The sequence below is a fragment of the Natronomonas amylolytica genome (genome assembly GCF_037031205.1).
GTDB classification, from domain to species: domain Archaea; phylum Halobacteriota; class Halobacteria; order Halobacteriales; family Haloarculaceae; genus Natronomonas; species Natronomonas amylolytica.
The window spans coordinates 82,166-100,199 of record NZ_JAYEZM010000002.1 but is presented as its reverse complement, the minus strand read 5'-3'; the positions used below and the strand labels follow the sequence as shown (position 1 = coordinate 100,199).

Sequence of the window (18,034 nt, the reverse complement as noted above, 5' to 3'; positions counted from 1 at the left end):
GGATGAATCATATTCACAATTCAGGAATCAAACATATTTGATTTCTAACAAACACACACAGAGTGCCACTTCCAGTCCGCTCGTCCTGAGGGGTGGGTGGGGTCAGTTTGAGTTGGCTTAGGTGGGCAAAGAGCTTATTACAACAAACAATCTATTTTACCGTAGTGGAACCAGAATAGCATTAATTACACGACTTGTCGTGTGATTAATTTCGTTGGCTGTCCCGAGAACTCCTGCTGATTATGACCGCCTCCCTTCTTAGCCCGCGGACTGGAACTGATACACTGTGTGTGTCTGATGTTGCTCAGACAACATGACAAATCTAGTAGTGTCTCAGAATCCCCGGCCAAATGTCTTAGAGAGGTTTGCACTTATGACCCCTACCGGTCGTCAGTCTCCTGTTGTTCTCCGGCGCTTCGGCACAACCTACACGGCGGTGAAGGAACGGGATTAAATCAAATAGCTACTCATCAGTACGTTCTTCGCCGCGCTTTGAGTATGTTACCGCCGCTGAAAGTGGTCGTAGATACGTTCTGTCGTCGATATGCTGCGGTGGCGAAGCCTGTTTCTCAAATCGATAAGCCGAGTATCTGGGTCACCTAACATATAGTTCGACAGTGAGTGTCTGAGTGCGTGTGGGTGAAGTTCTGACGGATCGGCTGGTTCCCCGTCACTTCGGTGCACGGTAATGTCCGCATGCACAGCCAGGGCTTCAACGACGTTGCGCATTGACTCCGTCGTCATCTGGTCTGACTGCCGCGACGGGAAGGCATACTCGCTACCTCGTTCTTGGAACCATTCGCTGTTGAAATATGACCGGAGAAGACGAACGGTTCCGAAGTGCTCGAACGGGTCTAGTCGCATCGTGACACTACCGGGGCTGATGTCTTCGTTTGGGTAGTCTTTCTGCACATGGCCCGGGATCTGGACTTCATCCGAGTTGAGCCGGAACATCGATTCCTTCAATCCCCGCAGCTCATTGGCTCGCAAGCCCAGGTCGGTTCCGACAACGACGAGTGTTTCGTCGCGGAGGCGACGACCGAGTGAGTCGTATCTGAGGGCGCGGTCGTGTGCTGCGTCTCGGAGTGAGTCTACTTGGCTAATGTCGATGTACCTGTGTACTGTCCCTTGTTTGGCCATACAATATGTTGTATTTCAAACGACTTAACTAGCCAGGTCAGTTTTGGAATCTGCAAAACGGAGGGAATTACCCCCGGTTTTTCCTCTCTATAAGCACGAAAACACACCTCAGTTTTGGCTTCTGTTACCAGAAACCCAAACTGAGTATGTCGGTGAACGTATCACCCGAACATTTCCGCGTGTACCTTACGCAGATCCTGCATCAACACCGGGACTTGATCTTCAGACGCTCGAAACTCATAGAGCGCTTCTTCCCCTTCAGCCCAGTCAATCCGCGAGGCCACGTCATCTAATATCGCTTCACGATCTTCGTCCGGGATATCAATCCAAATTTCTCCCCACTGTAAAGTCACGTCCTCCTTAGAGAGATTGATATCAAACTCAGCAACAAACGTCTCATCCTGAAACTCAACCGGAGAGTGAATCATGAACCAACCAAGATCGTCCCCTAGCGACGGGTCTGGTAGAGCTTCTTTTCCGGTTTCTTCTTCAACACGCGTACAGAACTCCTCTATCGTTTCATCGGTGTTCTCTGTAGACATAACACGAAGTACCTAAAGCAGGTTTATCAATGTATTTGTGAACTTTCTCTTGAGAGGTTACCCAAGCGTTGAGGCACGCCCCTCGTTGTGAGTAGCGAGGTAGTCTAAGTAATCGAGTAAGTTACTATCGGGTATGGGCGACTTCGACGTCGACGAAGAAGCGAGGAAAATCATCAAGCCTACACCATCAACCACATGCGGGTGTGACAGGTGGACTAAGTATCGCTTATGACCGGTCTTCTACGGATCGCGTAGCGTGACTCTCAGATCGAGTATCTCCAACAGACTGGTTATGCTTCCCGTCATGGTGAATGGGGATGACAGCTTTTGATCGGTATTTTGGTTTTGTGACTGGGGCTTGGTGGCTCAGTAGCGCTTGATAGTGGCCTCCTTTCTGTTGTTTCACAACAAATTCGACAGTATCCCCTTTTGAGAATTCATCTTCCTCTCTCGTCACGATGACGACCATCTCATCCCAATCGTCGTTATGAATAATCGGATTCCCTGACCGGCTGACTTCAGAGACATCACCCTTGTAGACCCGGTGGAAAGTCGGACTGGACACACGGGGTAGACGAACCAAGCTATAATAATGAATAGGTAATCGGTGGTGTTTTAATCGTTGTTCATAGAGATTGTGTCCGCCAAACTTCTCCGTAAGCACGCTCATTCTTACGGCTGGTTCATCTCATACAACGTGTAAATGATGGTGCTTCAACAGAACGACCATACCCTACTCGTCGAGATTCTTCGCTCGCCAATACGGATCATCAGGCGGACGCTGCCCACGCTCAAGCAACGAATCCAAAAATTCGACAAAGTCCGAACCCTCCCCACCAGAGGCGATCGTGTCTTCCCGAAACTTCGTTACGTACTCCTCCCAATCAATCTGCTCAAACCGCATCCACTTCCCTGGATGCGCAATATCCAGAAACACATGATGGCGGGGCTTATGCTTGCTACAAAACGGGACTAAGTTCGGCGGATCAGCAATCCCATAGAACTTCTGCGGAACAATCTTTACGAACCCAAGGTTCCCACTCTCCTCACACAACAAACACGACTCACCATACTTCTCGCATGCTCGCCGCTTCCGGGCATCCGTCACACTATCACTATAATCGTCCTTCGGACGCACCTCGTACCCAAACGTCCGACCCATCTGCTCCCGAGGTGGCATATGGAATCGAGAATCACACTCAGGACATCGCTTATTCCCTCCATCTCGCCAAGACTTACAGTTCGGCCAAGACGTCTTCTCCCGATCGCCTTCATCAAGACGCTCAGGCGTTAACTCGCACCCACACTCGCACGTATACGGACGTACATCGGTACGTTTCAACCCATGCTCATGTGCTTTACCGATGATGAAAATGACCTCGTGCTTTTCATTCGGAGTATGAAGCGTATGGAACAGCATTTATATCCTCTAATAGAGTCGAGGGATAATACTACCCGGGTTCTGCTGAAAACAGATGGTGAACGGACACGGAGTACGTTCACTTTCACCGCGGCAGGATGGGAATTATGAACGAACCACCCTCAAATTGAGGGCATGGGTGTTCGGTCAATAATAATCGCACTCTGGTACGGGTTCATGTGGGGTCTCAAATCCCCCTATCATGCGTACAAAAAGGGAGAAACGTACGGGAAAGCGATTGCGTGGATATTCGGGCTAACAACACTCGCTGTGTACCCCATTTCCGTAATCATCGGGACGTTGATAGCGACGGTCAGTTACTATCGGTCAGGCGGCCCCGAAGGATAGGGACACAGCAAGCAGGTACGGTTCAATATACCACGCAAAAGCGAGGTACAGAATCGCCATACCAACCAGCGACCCGAGGATAACCGCACCTGCAAACAGAAGGAGTTGGAGTGTGGAATCAATATCCATCGGGTTATCTCTGGAATGTGTTTCCTCTGTGAGAGGGTTCAATTTGCTGGTTTACTGAATCAGTAAGTCTTCGATACTCTCCCATACCGTGCTTTACCGGTTAAACCCTACCCCTCTATCGAGATGTTCAGCAGTTATTCGATGTCGTCTTCGCCGTCGATGAGTACTGTATCGATGTGCGCGTGTGGATGGTCGTAGTTGTGTGTCTCGATATCCGTGATTTGCATCCGACCATACGGAGTGTCGATGATATCACCGATATTCAGGTTCGGTACCGTGTCATTCGGCGGCAGCTCGACGTCGTCGTCTGGCCAGCCTTCGGTTTTCTCGACACCATCAGGGTACGGTTCCTTACCGTCGTCGTTGCTCGATGCCCGTGCCACCCGCTGCGCTAACCATTCTGCCGTAGCCCACTCATCGATAGAGTCGAAGGCATCGTACTCAACGATGAATGGGTCGGTATCGTCCACTGTCGCGGGGGCGTCCGGCAACTCTACCTCCGTCGGGTATTCATCTGGCCCGTCGTTCTCACCGCCGTGGTCGTTAGTCATTATCGGCGTATAGAGACGCTAACGGATAACTCTACGACCCTTTCACATGTGACAGAGACGAGTGAAACACCGATCACAGCGAGCCTTCACAACGACAGGTCACAGTCACTATTCACAATCACAGGTCACAGCGAGCCTTCACAGTAAGCATTCACAAGGAAAATTCACTACGAACTCCCACAGTAACCTTCACAGAGAACATTTACAAGCCTGATTCACACACATACACGGGGGAAAATCTGGAATGGTGACTCCCAACTTGCGCGTGGGTGCGATGGCTTGCAACAATGGAGACAGTGCTCGGGGCGACCCCCATAACCCTATCAGTTTTCTTTTTGGCCGTCGAGCAGCTCGGTGAATCGACCGATTCTGTCGCACATTGGTTTGAGGACGAGGCTGAATGAAGAAATCATACTACCAACCACGGAGAATACTACTCCTAATCACTATTCTCGTTTTCCAATACTGAATACCGCATTGTCAAGATGTAGTACACAATCCCGGCAGTCAGCATCCCGATGATGCCAAGAACACCAAGCTGAATCCGATAGATCGGCGTTGTAAACAGGAGAAACCCTGCGGTTGAGAGACTAAGTACACCAGCAACTAGTGCTGCGAGGGCATATCGGAGGCGACGCCCCTTCGCTTGCATCACCTTGATATTGTTCTCGATATTCTTCGAGTAGCTCTTCATCACCAACCCTGGGTAGTCCTCTTCGTCGACGTCACCCTCATTCAGAGCATCAGCGAGTTCCACTTTAAGACCGAATCCGGCTACCGTGCTTAAGATACATAGTGCTGAGAAAATCAGGGACACGACCAGCGCCGAAATCCCGACGCCAACTGCTACAATCACAGGGAGATACTCCACAGTCAGCTCTACAGACACCTCCGCTGAAAATACCGATACGCCAGTAAAAAGCACCCCTATCAGCACACCGACTAACCGAGCGACTCTCCAAGCTTTTGTATCAAAATTTTCAATCGCAGACAGTTGGCTATCAAGCATAGCCTGATACCGATCGGCCAAGTCCTCTTTTACAGAGCTCCCGTCTATCTCGCCGATACCCGCCTCATCCCCCATCGGTATTAGAACTCTCCAAGCTCAGGTTGAGTGAGATCATCTCGCGGTTTGTCGGGGCCATTCGACGTATCTGCTTTCACCAGCTCTTGGAGTTCCCCACTCCCCATTTCAACTGTGTTTTCACAGTGCCACTCAGCAAAGAGGTGGGCTAGATCCGAGTGCTCGCTTCGGTCACTAAGCGTGTCATTATACTCTCTGCGCTTATCTCGGAGATTTCGAAACTTCACGTAGTACTCGCCTTCCGAGACTTTCTCAGCGGTCTCGGCGACGCACATGTACTCTAACGTATTGTCTACCCAGTCCTCATGTACACCGCCGTCAGGGATGTAGTCACTATTCAAGCGCTCGGTGAGATCATCGACGTCAACGACTATGTCAAGGGTTTTGTTAGGGTCTCTCCGCTGCCAGACAATTCGCTGGTCATCGTCCAAAAAATCATAGAACACCGTGTGCCAGATATAGCAAGCAAGATACAGCGATGGGGGCTCACTATTGAACAACACTCCAGTCGCCTTCCGGTCATAGAAGACATCTGCAGGGATGTCGATATTCTCGAACGTGCCACCCTCCATCGACATCCGAGTACTCATTCGAACCTGCTCCGGTAGGGGATCATCCCCGAAATTGTCCCCCACCATCGAAGCCCTTTGAAATTGGTATTTTGGATTAGTATCCTGGTCGATGTACTTGTAGCTCAGCAACACCAGATTCGAATCGACATTCAACTTACCATCGTCGAATGCCTTCTTGAGTCGAAGTTTTTCAGTCTGGAAGTTATCGCCGTGGATTAGAAGTGCGATATCGTACTGCGAGGGGCTGGCCTTGCCACCGTTTCCAGTATGGAACTCCACCCCCTGATCATATCGTTCCAACTCGGTAAGCTTGGACTCGAACTTTGTTTCTACTGACGGCAGCTCTTGGTTTACGTCGAATACGATGCCATAGTCTTCGTTGAAAAGCACCGAGAAACTCGGTTCTAATGGGTCATCCGAATCCTCTGGAAAATAGGCTGGAAATCGGTCGAAATGGAATGTGTCGTTGGTTCCGTATTGCTCGGTGAGGAAGTGTTCCCAGCAGGAGACTACGTCGACGTATTGATCATAGGTTCGAAAACTCTCGAAGGTGTCGTCAACGCACTCTCGATACTCTTCCTCTCCCATGCGAATCTAGCCCTCCGAGAAATAGTCGTCAAATTCCCGCTTAGACCCGCGACCAACGGAGATATCTCCTTCACGAAAGCCCTCCAGTATTTGATCTGTTATTCGAGAGAGCGCCCGTTGTGACGCGTTAAATCCAGGTATGATGGACACATTACTGTCGGAGGTCAGGAATACGTCAGCTGTGGTTCCATCATTAAAGTCGAGAACAGAGGCGTGCATATACGGGTTGTCGTGATAGACAGTAACAGAGGACTTACTCAGGCCATCAAGTGCCCGAATCAATCGATAGTTTTCTTCGCGTCCTTCAATAGCACCATCTCGGTAGGTGATTTGTATTGGTTCGGCCTCTCTGGAACCGTATTCACGAGATCGGTCAGAAAAGAGGTCACTCTTATCAGAGATTAGTGACGCGATGTTCTCTAACAAGAGCTGGAAGTAGATTGTGCTTTCACCGTCAACGAACCGAGATTCACCCTTTCGAGAGACTTGGCCGCTGAACTCGCGGGATGACTGCCTGATTTCGAACTCCAATTTGTCCACGTAGTAGTCCTCTTCGGCGACTTCGGAGGAGTTGAACACCTCAAAGTAGTCGGTGTCGTCGAAGTACCGGACGTCTGTGTTAGCTCCAGGGGACTTGATGACTGCTCGCGTTGCTATGAGTTGGCCATCAATGCTGTCGTCTAGTGCTTCAAACAGACGCCGAAGATCCCCGCTTCCCATGAACGAAAGAGAAACATCTGGTGGGAGAGCTTGAAGATAGCGTTTGAGCCCGTGCTTGTAGAAATCACTACTAGAGACCGTGTAAGCAGTATAGACCCCAGGATTATCGTGTGGGAAAAGGTAGAATTCACCATTTATATACCGATATCCGTCCTCATCGTATTCCTCTCCCTGGCCCTCTAATCGACGGGTCAGAGATGCAGTTATGAATTCCTCTCTTTCTTCTATCTCAATTCGAAATCCAGTAGGATCAAAATCGTTGAAAACTTCGACAGGAGATTGTTCTGAGACGAACGTAATCGCTCTAACAGGGTCATCCTCATGGTGTAGTCGCTGCTCGGTGTACTGCGACAGCCTAGAAAGCGTGTCGATATGTTCGAAATCGAGCAGTGTTCCTGTTTTTTCCATCCTTCACCTTGTTGGTGAACCTGAGCGGAGAGCTGTTTACCGTTTATTCCTTTCTGATGGATCGTTTAATGTATCTTTCCCTCTACCTCCTACCTCTGGCTCCGGGATCGTATTCGACTTCTATCGTGTGGGTCGGCTGCTGCACTCAGGGTCATGTCCTATTGTCTCCCCTGAACGTGGTTATATCTGAGTAAACCAGACTGAAAGTGGAACCAGGTATATTGTCGAATTAGGGATGTCATTCGGGGGCATGGGCCTCAAGTTTGAGTCGGTTTCATAATCCGGGATGTTTCCCGGCCATATGTGAATCTCAAACCCTCGCCAATTCCCGTTCATTCCCAACTCAACGACCTCGCGTAGATGTTCAATTCCATCTGTAAAGACGAAATACTCCCCCGGCCACTCGCCAACTGGGGCACCGACTTCGGAGAATAGGGCCGGTGTAGCCCACGACAACACCTATGGGCACACCCAGCAACCAATATACTGTGCCCGTTCTCCATCGATACATCGACAAATCAGGCTACTATATATCCGCAGCTATCCCGGGCGAAAAACCGTTCACGTACCAAGTGAACGACCAAGCAGCAACCCTGTTTGAAGATCTCGGATACGAAGACGAAAGCAAACTCCCTTGGGAGCTCCTTCGCCCACTCCGTGTCATCGGGCACCTGTACACCAAAAACGAGGAATACGATCCAGAGATTTCGGAGAGCGATATCGACCTTACTGGCATCAGCACTCCTTCTCTCACCACAAGACAGAGAAACATACTCAGCGACTATCTTCATAATCTCAATCTGTCGCCTAGCCAAAAGCAAAAACTCTCACGCTTCTTGAACGACCCCGATACCGACGGCACCACCACGTTCGACATAGACCCTGACCCCACTATTACGGTCGATTCACTTGACCTGCCTGACGATGTTAGAGAGACAGTCGAAGATTGGCTCGACACACACGAACGAATGCCATTCTTTGGGGTGACCGTCGAAGACATACACGACGTTCCTAAGGCAAAAGAATCACTCACAGATTTCGTCCGGCACCCGGCACATATCTTGCGTTTCTCAGCCTCCACACACCTATGGTATACCATTAATATAGACGGTGGAGGTAGCTGCTCCATCTCTGATTGTCGGTTTGAATCCTCAACCGACTACGACTTCAGACTCTCCTTCAGAAGCAATCGAGAAGTGGAGTGGCTGGAAGAGACCTCACATTCGGTGAAAATTACGGATGGATACATCCACGACTGGACACTCGACGTAGACGATAACGACGTTCGAGCTATGGAAAACAAAGAGCCGTATGAACCTACTATCGAGGATCACCACGCACACCTTCACGAAAAAATCGAGTTCATCCCGTTTATTCACTCGTTCTTTGACGACTTCAACGACTACAAAATCAATACCCCCCATACCGAACAGTTCCCGACTCCCCGCTGACATTCAAATATCCGTTGCGTCAGTACATATCAATCACTAATCTATCGGAAATTAGAAGCGAGACCCCCGAGACGGATGTGGGGATGCTCTATACTCGCGTGATACGTGGGGTAGTAGAGATAGAAGTCGTTTCTTCGGCCATCTCCAGAGATCCAGCCGACGGCATCGTCATCTGTAGTCCCCCATCGACCGTCTAAGCAGGATATCTGTCCAAGATAGTACTCTCTAGCTTTGTTGAGATCCTCAGCCGCTGATAGTTTGGTGAGTTCGTGCTGAATATAGGGCCGTATCGGTCACGACGGTTCGACCCGTTCCGACGTTGGAGACAGCAACTGCTCTGGTCGAACAGGTCGACACAAGATTCATCAGAAATTAATTGGTACTGTTTGTCACCATGGACATCGAGGAACGTCCGTTACTTTCCGCTTCTGTCCGGGAACGAGATGTTGATCTGGTTCTTGTCCAGCTTGTACAGACATCTCAACCTTTCCGAGAGTGGTTCCGTGAGCAACTCGCACCAAACACAGACCAGTCACGGTTCATTGGTGTCAGTCATTCCGTCGTGACACCCAACGGCGAGTCGGACATCGAACTTGGGTTCAAAACAGACCGTGGCGACAGCCAGCTCATTCTCATCGAAAACAAAATCACCGCGTCATTCCAAGACCAGCAGATAGAACGCTACTACGAACGGGGGGAGCAGTACGTGTCGAACGGCGACTGCGAGGCTTTCACCGTCGGATTGATCGCTCCTACCCAGTATGTGAACGACGCAGAACGAGAGGCGTTTGATAGTGTTGTGACGTACGAAAAGCTGGTTTCGTATCTTGATTCGATTGACCACGATGGGGTACCGTACTTCCAGACCATCTTCGAATCGGCAATCGAGAAACGTCACGAACAGCAGCTGAACTCGTATCCGTTGCATGCAAATCTCAATGGGCGTATCATGGATCGCGCGCTGTCCAAGATACGCCATCTCGTCTCCGATAAAACGTCTGCTACGCCGAACTATGAAATCGATACTCGGAGCCCGTGGCTGCAATCACAGGCCGAAGGTCATCCAGATGCGATTAGGTACCAGTTCAAAATCCAGTTGGAACAGGATCAAAGAACGATCACCCCGGGTGATGTCGAGGTACGATTGGATATCGAGAGCGATGCAGACCTTTCGGGTGAGGTAGAAGCAAAGGCGGTTCGATTCGAGCAAGAAGGGTTCGAATATACCGGAAATTCAACATTTGGTGTTGTCCATGACTACTGGGAGGGTGTGGATGCCAGCGATCTGGACGATGAGAGCTTTCTCGACGAGGTGGCAGAGCGATATGCAGAATTGGTTACGCTAGGCCATAAAGTGCTTACAGAGCCTGCATAGGGCTGCTGGCCGCCTTCCGTTTGAGGCAGTGAGTGAACGCGACTTCACCGAAGACGATGCTCTCTCAAGAATCTATTTCCCTGACTGAACTGGAATACCACTCCTAGTATATGTCACTGGTGTATGCAGCCTCTACATTCAGCAACCAGTACCTATCAGTCTCTGAGAATTTCAACAGAGCCTAATCTCTGAAAGGAGCTCTGCCTCTCGCCCGGCTCAAAGAGATCGCATCGAGAGTCGTTTCTCGAACTCTTGTTCTGTCTGGGTGCGGATTTGTTCACGGACTCGTTCGGGTTCGGATTTCAAGCCGAACTCATCGCTGAGCTGATCAAATCCGACAATTTCGAGAATATCGACGAGAAGGCCGACCCGCCGCTCTTGTAACGACTCGTAAGTCCACATCGAATTGAAATACTTCACCAGCTCTGTGTCAACCGCGTCTCGTTCACCATTCCGAACGGCATCATACTGTCTGAGTAGCTCTTCGAGCCGGTCTCGGTCAACCGGCCCGTAATCTGATGTGAAATACCGGTTGGGATAGATGCTCGTGAAGTCGTCTCGTTCATTGAAATACTGAGGAATCTTCTCGGCCAATGGTCGGTTACTGGCACTAATGTTGTCGCTATCGCGGAGTAGGACGAAATTCCCGATATCGTTGATGAACCGTTGCGTGATGAACTCCTCTATGTTGTCTCGAAGCTGCCTATCTTCTTCATCGAGCTCAGTATCTTCTTGCTGAATGAGGCTAATGTACCGCTGAATCTCGGATACGATTTCAACCTCAGCGTCGTCCAGCTTGAAGAATTCTGTCAGCCACACCGGGTCGTCAGTATCGTGGACGAGACTCTGTGGGAACACGTGTTCGAGATGGATGCTGCCCATATTCAGTCGCCTATCAACGATAGTTCCTTCATCACGGAATCGTTGATTGGCAATCTTCCCGAACAGCAACTTTGCGTGTGGAGGATTCCAAGACTGAGCCTGCGTAATGGTGTCCAAGAATCGATCAGCAAATAAATCCGGAGTCGTTGACTGCATCTCGCTGATTAGATATTGCTGTGACCGTTCGTACGGATCTTCCTCGACATCCTCCTTTTGTGCGAGGAAGAGCCTGTGAACCGCCTCAATGAATATCTCTTGGAAAATGTTCGGATCTTCGCCCACTAAGAGTCGGCGGAAGTTGAGTTTCTCGACCGTGTCCAGGGTCTCATAGAACTTAGCTTCGTTTCCACTTGATGTCGTGACCGTATGGTGGTATAGCGCGAGAATGAACGGACGCCACTGATTCATTTGCTGGTCGTTCAGCCTGACCAGAACCTCTTGGCAACGCCTGGAGTAATCGTTCAGCTTGAGGTCTTGAGACTCCAATTCCGAGTTCGTGATGTCCTTGTAATAGGAGACCAGTTCGTGGGCGTGGTCTAAGAAATCCCGAGCCTCGTCTAAGTCGTTTAGCCTTGGCCGGACATTTGATTCAATATTCCGGGTTCCGAACGCGTGGGTGAGTTCTGAACTCGCCTCACCGACGGTATCGATGTTGCTGTCAATGATACTCAGATAGACAGAAAGATACTCATCGATTTGGCTGTCGTTGGTTGCAAACGCGACGACAATATCCTCCCACTTCCGAATGTATTCATCTCGATCGTCAGCGTCGAAGAAAGCATTTACAACAGCGGCTCGGATTCGATCGATCTTGGTGAGTTCAAGCCCGCGGTCATTGAGAATTTCGAATATCTGCATCCGGAAATCAGGCGCCGCATCTTCGATAATGAACTCACCAATATGGTACGATTGCTGGATATAGTTGCTGAGGTTGATTAGCGCTAAGGCACTACTATCCGAGTCCTCTTGCTCGGCCACGGTTTCCGCAACCCTCTCTCGGTAGAAATTGTATGCATCAAGTAGCCGCTCGTTCGAGTCGTAAATCGGTATGTAGCTCGAAAATTTCGACCGATCAGGATTCAACTCATCAACCACCCGATCACTAATCCCGAATTCATTGATAAGATCCGAGATCTGTGTCGCGTCGCCACGCCGACCATCGATATACTCACGCTCGTCCGAGCAGAGGTACGAAAGTTGCTTTTCAGATCCGGAAATCAACGCCTCGAAGAACCCGATATCAGCCTCACCATCGTCGTCGTGTTTGTTCAAGGAAAGCCGTGGCACTTCCCCCTTCGAGACAGACTCAAATTTGTATAGTATCCTTTCAATCTGCGTGATAACCCCGCTTCGTAATTTGCGGATATCTCCACTATCGATATCGTCAGCATCGATTTCTTGGAGTTTTTCCAAGATCGTTCGCAGTAGGATATGAATGGAGGTGAGGCGCTGTTGACCGTCAATAATCTCGTACGTATCACTCTCCTTATCAACAGCGAAGTACATGGAGCTAAAGAACACGTCTGAGATATTGGACTTCCCAACCTCTAATTCAGCGTCAATGAACTGTTGAAGATCAGACCACAATTGCCGGTGGTGTTTCGTCTTCCATGAAAACAGCCGCTGGTACTCTGGGACATTGAATGTCCGGTCACGAAGTACCTCACCGAGTTTCCGCTTCCGCATACTGAAATCTTCCCCCGCAATCTGCTGCATTGCCTGATAATCTGCGATTTTATTGATATCCCAATCCTCGTCGTGTTCGTAGTCAATATATGTATTATACAGATTGGGAGAGTCCTGAGGCATACATCCCAAGTCATCAACAGGCCCTATATTACTGTTGCTGCTACAAAGCCAGGAATCAGAGCAAATGCTAGCAGCGCGTCGGATACACTCACGTGACCATCAAGGTCTCAAGACTGAGTAGATACCATCAGAAGTCCGAAAATAAGATACGGGAACCGATGTAAGACCATCTGTGGCAAATCTCTACAGATACGCCCCCTCTAACGAGAAAACAGGGTATTTTCTTCGGGGACTCTCGCCAAGTAGTGGGTATTTCAATCTCCAGACAACACCGGCAGCCAACCGTCTATTTGACCAGCTAAACTACGAAGCTGGACGACTCGAACAGACAGAAGGTGACAGCATACCTGGAGAGCTCACATGGCGAATGTACCAAGCAGGCCTTCTCGAAACAGATAGTCCAAGCTCAGGGATCAACGACCTCTCGAAGGATGAGTTGAGAGAAAGTTTCCAAGAATCAAATGCCCAAGCCACTCTATCAGACGCTGACCTAGATACGCTTCGATCGTTCATCAAGTCATACTCAGGAACAGGTGCCAATCAGCTTGCGGAACTCACAACACTCGTCGAACCAATCGATCGAGATCACCACACGGCAGGTTCGAACACCTCTAACACAGGTGTTGAGCTATCAGATGAATCGCTATCGCAACTGTCTGAGTGGGGAATTGATGTCGATGACGTTTCAGAATCATCAAACGAATATCCGGAGGAGACAACACCCTACCTTAACGGCTGTATCTCACGATTTGGCAAATCCAAATACACACCAATATGGGTTCAGCTTAGAGAGGACGGCATCCCTCAGGTCTGGTTTAGAGAGACGGGCGAAATGTCGTCGGTTAAGTCCATAGGTTGGGGTTTTGAAGATTACTTCGCTCAAACATCCGGTCGCTTTTCTCCAATCGATGCACAGATTCGATGCGTTGTGACCGCTGAGTGGGAAGATGACGAGGAAATCTACGGAATCGATGGCATCGTCAAATCAGGGTCTTTCCTTGAGTTCAAAACTACTCCACCAATCTCGGATGTCTTTGATTATGATGCTGGAATTGACATCCAACATCCAGAGACAGTCTATCTCCGCGCTATTAGCGAAGCGAAACAATTGCTGGAGGAAGAGTTAGAGGCTGTATTCACCCCCGATATCGGTTCGCTATTTGACTAACTAACAGATTATCAATCGATAGACTGGGATGTGGTTCTTCCAATCAAGCCCCATTCACCAGAGACGGTTCTCGCTCTCCCTTGTGTACCGTTGTTGCATTAGAACCATCCTGTTTTGTATTTCCCGCGCCAATATCGTTATATGAGTCAGCAACAGTCGGAAAGCACGATCACCGTTTTTTCGGACTATGTGTGCCCGTTTTGTTACCTTGGTAGAGAGTCACTAAGCCAGTATCAAGAGTCTCGTGAAGAAGAACTGAAAATCGAATGGCACCCGTTCGATCTTCGAGCACAGAAACGGGGCCCGGATGGGGAGATCGACACATCTGTTGACGACGGAAAGGACGAGGAGTACTACGAGCAAGCAAAAGAGAACGTCCGCCGACTACAGGAAAAGTACGACGTCGACATGACTCTCGATCTCACGAAGGATATCGACTCACTCGATGCTCAGATTGCCTCGTATTACGTAAAGCAGCACTATCCTTACGAAACGTGGCTGGAGTTCGATATCGCCATTTTTGATGCTCTCTGGCAGGAGGGTTGGGATATTGGTGAGGCAGATGTTCTAACGGAACTCGCCGTAGAGGCTGGAATCGAGGCTGATGAAATACGGTCGGCGCTTAACGATGAAAAACTCCGTAGTGAAATTCACGAGAAGTTCCGAGAGGCCCATCAGCAGGAAATCACCGGAGTTCCGACATTCGCGTATGAAGGCTATGCTGCCCGAGGAGCTGTCCCACCAGAACAGCTGAAACGGCTCGTTGAAGGCGCCTGACTCCCGTCTATCGGTGAGTAATGACAACGGATCATATACTATCGAAAGGCTCTGTTGAAAGATTAGCCGTTTATCTTTCACCGTACCACCCCTGGGTGCAGGGGACTCACGAACCAGTTCGTCCATCAAGAGGGGTATATCGGGCGTAGTTATCGCTTCGAAGTATTACCCCGACTCAGATAGATGCTGTCCGCTAATCAGAACTTATATTCGGATGTATCAACGCCCGATCCTCCTTGAATAGCCGCCCATCTGTTCCACCCTGTTTTGATACTGCCTCCATCAGCGAAACTTTTCAGTTTGTTCGCTAATTCTCCCGGAGACCAATCGTTCAGATACTCAAGACCATTGCTCTGTCGCATCTCATGGAACATCGCAGCTGCGCGTGCTGCCCGTTGTGGTTCACCGAATGCATTCTCTAAAGCGTCCTGGTACTCATCACTCATGCTTTCAAATTAATCCTCCCCCTATGTTTTATTCCTATAGTTCTTCATTTTCTTCTATCCGTTCAGCAAGGCAGTCCCAATAGGTTCCGATCCTACTGTATCTGGAACTTCAGCTGGTTCGATACAGCGACGGGCACTCGCCCGGTAAATCATACGACTAGCAGGCCCCCGTTGCCTATCAAAGCCCGAGTTTGAAGATCTGCTTCCGGTATGTTTCCTCAATATCCTCGTAGTAGGTGTGGATGTAGTCATTGACTGCCTCGCTATCGTCGATTGAATCTTTGGAAGTCGTGTCCCCACGCATGTATTTCAGGAATTCACGTGACAGGCCTTGGTGCTCCCAGTAGGTCGTGAACCGATGACGGCCATAATGGCTGGTTACGGATTGGCGATTCTCAGTCTCCTCCAGATACTCCTCGGGGAACCATTTTTTCCAGACTCGATTGATGACTCCCCGTTCCATCTGGGAGTGCCCCGAGTGAGAGAGGAAAAGATAGGGTTCACCGTTATCTGGCCGGACGAGAAGCCACTGGGTGAGGACTTGGCGCATTTCTTCGTCAAGAGGCAATATACGGGGGCGTTGCGATTTGTTCCCTTCAATATCGTGGGGGATGAGGATCGCGTTTTCATGGCCCTTGAGCTGGGGATCAGAGCCGAGTTCAGGATAGTGATCACGCAATACCTCATTCTGTAACGAGATATGTGACAACTCGATATTGCAGACTTCCGTTGCCCGCATCCCCAGTTTAAGATTCGATGCGATGATTCCTCGATCGCGGACGTGCTTTACTCCTCGGACGATTTCCCCTAATTCACTCCGAGGTATGTTGTAGGGGTCTTTCTTTTCGCTCGACTCGAATCCGCCTTCTTGGAGCACCAAGTCGAACGGGTTGAAATCATCTTCGTGAGGAAGTGCAGGGTCACTCTGCCAATACTGGAAAGTCCTATTTAGAAGTATAAGTTTGTCTTTAACGGTCTTGGGGCTGTTTGGGCGATGATCTTTCGTCTGAAGGTAATCAGCAAAGGAACGGACGTGCCTACCGCTTGGACAAGCTGGATGCCGCCCTACGGAATCCATATATTCCTTCCACTGCTTGAATACCGTCCCATAACTTTCGAGAGTTCGCTCCTTCAAGTCCTGTTTGTCAAAAACCTTCGAATGCATGATCTCGAAAGCGTCAAAGCCGTCTTTTTCCAGTTGACGAAAGTCAGACTCGTATTTTTCGAGCGGGTCGAGGTCTTTCCCGAACTGGTCAGCCGCCAGTTGACGTGTTTCGTCTATTTCGGGGGTGTCAGAAGTCATCAGTCCATACCCTCCCAGTGGCGAGTCACCTTGATATTCCAAAGTTCGTCTGCCGCTTCGGTACGATTCGCTGCAGCCATCCAGAATGGTTGATACACATGGATGTAATCCGGATTTGTCTGAAGCCAAGAGTAGAACCGTTCGATCTGTGCCCAGTTCGTGTACGCATATCCAGGTGCGTACTCGTCAAGAAGACGCTGTGACCAGACCTCAACATCAGAAGGGTCGGCGAGCGCGTAATGCCGTCCACGCTCTTGCATGAAAGAATTCCAGAGTCGGAACGAACGATTGGCTTGTTCTCGCTTGCTTTCTGAGTTCCGCGGTGGGACGAGATACCAGTCAAGATAGTCTTCCCAGACATCTTTGTCGACGTAGGCTGTTTCGTGTTCTTCGAGTCGATGATGATCTGGAACTTGGTGGATATTTTTGTATACACCCATACGTTTGTGGGGGCGCGTTGAGAGACCACTCACGGCTCTTCCTCCTTCCCCTCCTGATTCTTGATTGGGTAGTACTCGTCACCATCTTTCGACACGTCATTTCCTGACATCGAATCCAGGTGGGAACTAACCCGTTCCGAGGCAGTATTGTTAACGTGCTCTACTATTTCTTGGTAGGTCACCCCGGGGTTCGCTTCAACGAACGACTCAATCGCTTCGGCCTCCCCACCGTGGAGCTGATTCTCAAGCTTCTGGTTCTCTCGCCGTTTCTCCTCCAGCTTTTGGCGGTAGTAATTCCGTGATTCGCGGAGTTCTTGGTTTGTCTCGTCTGGATCAACGTCGATAGTGAATTCCTTGCGGCCAGCGCGAACCATCGACTGGATGTACTCACTAATCGTCATCCCGAGCTCGTCCGCATGGTCGGCCCACTTCTCGTACTCCTGAGTTTTGGGATAAGAGGTAGCGACTACGGAGTCACTCATTATTTTCCTCGCCATCCATCTGTTCGCCACGAATTACGTTCCCATTCTCTTGGATGACCACCGGCAGGACGTCGTCTCGCTGGAAAAACTCAACCGCTTGGTCAAGGTAGTAGTGGTAAGTGGTTGTCTGGTCACCCGTCGGTATGAGGACGATCTCCGGTTCACCTCGGTATCCGAAATTAAGTGACCATTGGTAGCTCATGTCCTCTTTACCGATATAGACGCCATCGAAAGCTGACAGACGAGATTCTGTTCCTTTGACGCTGTACCTTTTTGATACTGCATTCTCGACGAGAACGATTGCCTCGTCAATATGTCTAATGTCGCTAGCAACGATTGCGGCTGGTTCCATGTATCAAAATCTTCTCGACGTTTACTTATATACTTTCTCCATATGGC

Annotated in this window: 16 protein-coding genes; 4 read left to right on the top strand and 12 right to left on the bottom strand. The window is 49.7% G+C overall.

Annotated elements, in window-relative coordinates:
• Positions 1-501: 501 nt before the first annotated feature.
• The 6 genes from U5914_RS16845 to U5914_RS03475 all read right to left on the bottom strand — a co-directional run bounded on the left by U5914_RS16845 (position 502) and on the right by U5914_RS03475 (position 7,502).
• A complete protein-coding gene (locus U5914_RS16845) occupies positions 502-1,140 on the bottom strand; it encodes a tyrosine-type recombinase/integrase (protein WP_418766738.1) in 639 nt (212 codons plus the stop codon).
• A 161-nt stretch (positions 1,141-1,301) separates the two neighbouring features.
• Positions 1,302-1,682 carry a hypothetical protein gene (locus tag U5914_RS03495; RefSeq protein WP_336134202.1) on the bottom strand — a complete coding sequence of 127 codons (381 nt, stop codon included), beginning with the start codon at positions 1,680-1,682 and terminating at the stop codon, positions 1,302-1,304.
• Between the two features lie 2,031 nt (positions 1,683-3,713).
• Positions 3,714-4,130 (bottom strand): hypothetical protein, encoded by a 417-nt coding sequence (locus tag U5914_RS03490; protein WP_336134201.1) that lies wholly within the window; start codon positions 4,128-4,130, stop codon positions 3,714-3,716.
• A 439-nt stretch (positions 4,131-4,569) separates the two neighbouring features.
• The gene (locus tag U5914_RS03485; RefSeq protein WP_336134200.1) at positions 4,570-5,214 is read right to left on the bottom strand and encodes a hypothetical protein; all 645 of its coding nucleotides are present in this window, start codon (positions 5,212-5,214) and stop codon (positions 4,570-4,572) included.
• A gap of 5 nt (positions 5,215-5,219) precedes the next feature.
• Positions 5,220-6,374, bottom strand: a complete 1,155-nt coding sequence (locus tag U5914_RS03480; protein WP_336134199.1) for a hypothetical protein — start codon at positions 6,372-6,374, stop codon at positions 5,220-5,222.
• A gap of 6 nt (positions 6,375-6,380) precedes the next feature.
• Positions 6,381-7,502 carry a hypothetical protein gene (locus U5914_RS03475; protein WP_336134197.1) on the bottom strand — a complete coding sequence of 374 codons (1,122 nt, stop codon included), beginning with the start codon at positions 7,500-7,502 and terminating at the stop codon, positions 6,381-6,383.
• A gap of 488 nt (positions 7,503-7,990) precedes the next feature.
• Here U5914_RS03475 and U5914_RS03470 point away from each other — a divergent pair, with 488 nt between their 5' ends.
• Entirely contained in the window at positions 7,991-8,953 is a 963-nt protein-coding gene (locus U5914_RS03470) for a hypothetical protein (RefSeq protein WP_336134196.1), read from the top strand.
• Between the two features lie 394 nt (positions 8,954-9,347).
• Positions 9,348-10,328 (top strand): PD-(D/E)XK nuclease family protein, encoded by a 981-nt coding sequence (locus U5914_RS03465; protein ID WP_336134194.1) that lies wholly within the window; start codon positions 9,348-9,350, stop codon positions 10,326-10,328.
• 216 nt (positions 10,329-10,544) lie between these two features.
• Here the strand turns inward: U5914_RS03465 and U5914_RS03460 are convergent, their stop codons facing one another.
• On the bottom strand, positions 10,545-13,019 hold the full coding sequence (locus tag U5914_RS03460; RefSeq protein WP_336134192.1) for a DUF262 domain-containing protein: 2,475 nt from the start codon (positions 13,017-13,019) through the stop codon (positions 10,545-10,547).
• A 172-nt stretch (positions 13,020-13,191) separates the two neighbouring features.
• Here U5914_RS03460 and U5914_RS03455 point away from each other — a divergent pair, with 172 nt between their 5' ends.
• Together U5914_RS03455 and U5914_RS03450 are read left to right on the top strand one after the other, a co-directional pair.
• A complete protein-coding gene (locus U5914_RS03455) occupies positions 13,192-14,187 on the top strand; it encodes a hypothetical protein (protein WP_336134190.1) in 996 nt (331 codons plus the stop codon).
• A gap of 141 nt (positions 14,188-14,328) precedes the next feature.
• Positions 14,329-14,964, top strand: coding sequence for a DsbA family oxidoreductase (locus U5914_RS03450; RefSeq protein ID WP_336134189.1), 636 nt, complete (start codon positions 14,329-14,331; stop codon positions 14,962-14,964).
• 197 nt (positions 14,965-15,161) lie between these two features.
• On the opposite strand, the gene U5914_RS03445 is transcribed toward U5914_RS03450, so the two are convergent.
• From U5914_RS03445 to U5914_RS03425, 5 genes are all read right to left on the bottom strand, one after another.
• Positions 15,162-15,410 (bottom strand): hypothetical protein, encoded by a 249-nt coding sequence (locus U5914_RS03445; RefSeq protein ID WP_336134188.1) that lies wholly within the window; start codon positions 15,408-15,410, stop codon positions 15,162-15,164.
• Between the two features lie 178 nt (positions 15,411-15,588).
• Positions 15,589-16,713 carry a tyrosine-type recombinase/integrase gene (locus U5914_RS03440; RefSeq protein WP_336134186.1) on the bottom strand — a complete coding sequence of 375 codons (1,125 nt, stop codon included), beginning with the start codon at positions 16,711-16,713 and terminating at the stop codon, positions 15,589-15,591.
• On the bottom strand, positions 16,713-17,186 hold the full coding sequence (locus U5914_RS03435; protein ID WP_336134184.1) for a hypothetical protein: 474 nt from the start codon (positions 17,184-17,186) through the stop codon (positions 16,713-16,715). Before U5914_RS03435 ends, U5914_RS03440 begins: the two co-directional genes overlap by 1 nt.
• On the bottom strand, positions 17,183-17,635 hold the full coding sequence (locus tag U5914_RS03430; RefSeq protein ID WP_336134183.1) for a hypothetical protein: 453 nt from the start codon (positions 17,633-17,635) through the stop codon (positions 17,183-17,185). The genes U5914_RS03435 and U5914_RS03430 overlap by 4 nt, the downstream gene beginning before the upstream one ends.
• On the bottom strand, positions 17,628-17,987 hold the full coding sequence (locus U5914_RS03425; protein WP_336134182.1) for a hypothetical protein: 360 nt from the start codon (positions 17,985-17,987) through the stop codon (positions 17,628-17,630). Before U5914_RS03425 ends, U5914_RS03430 begins: the two co-directional genes overlap by 8 nt.
• Between the last annotated feature and the right edge of the window lie 47 nt (positions 17,988-18,034).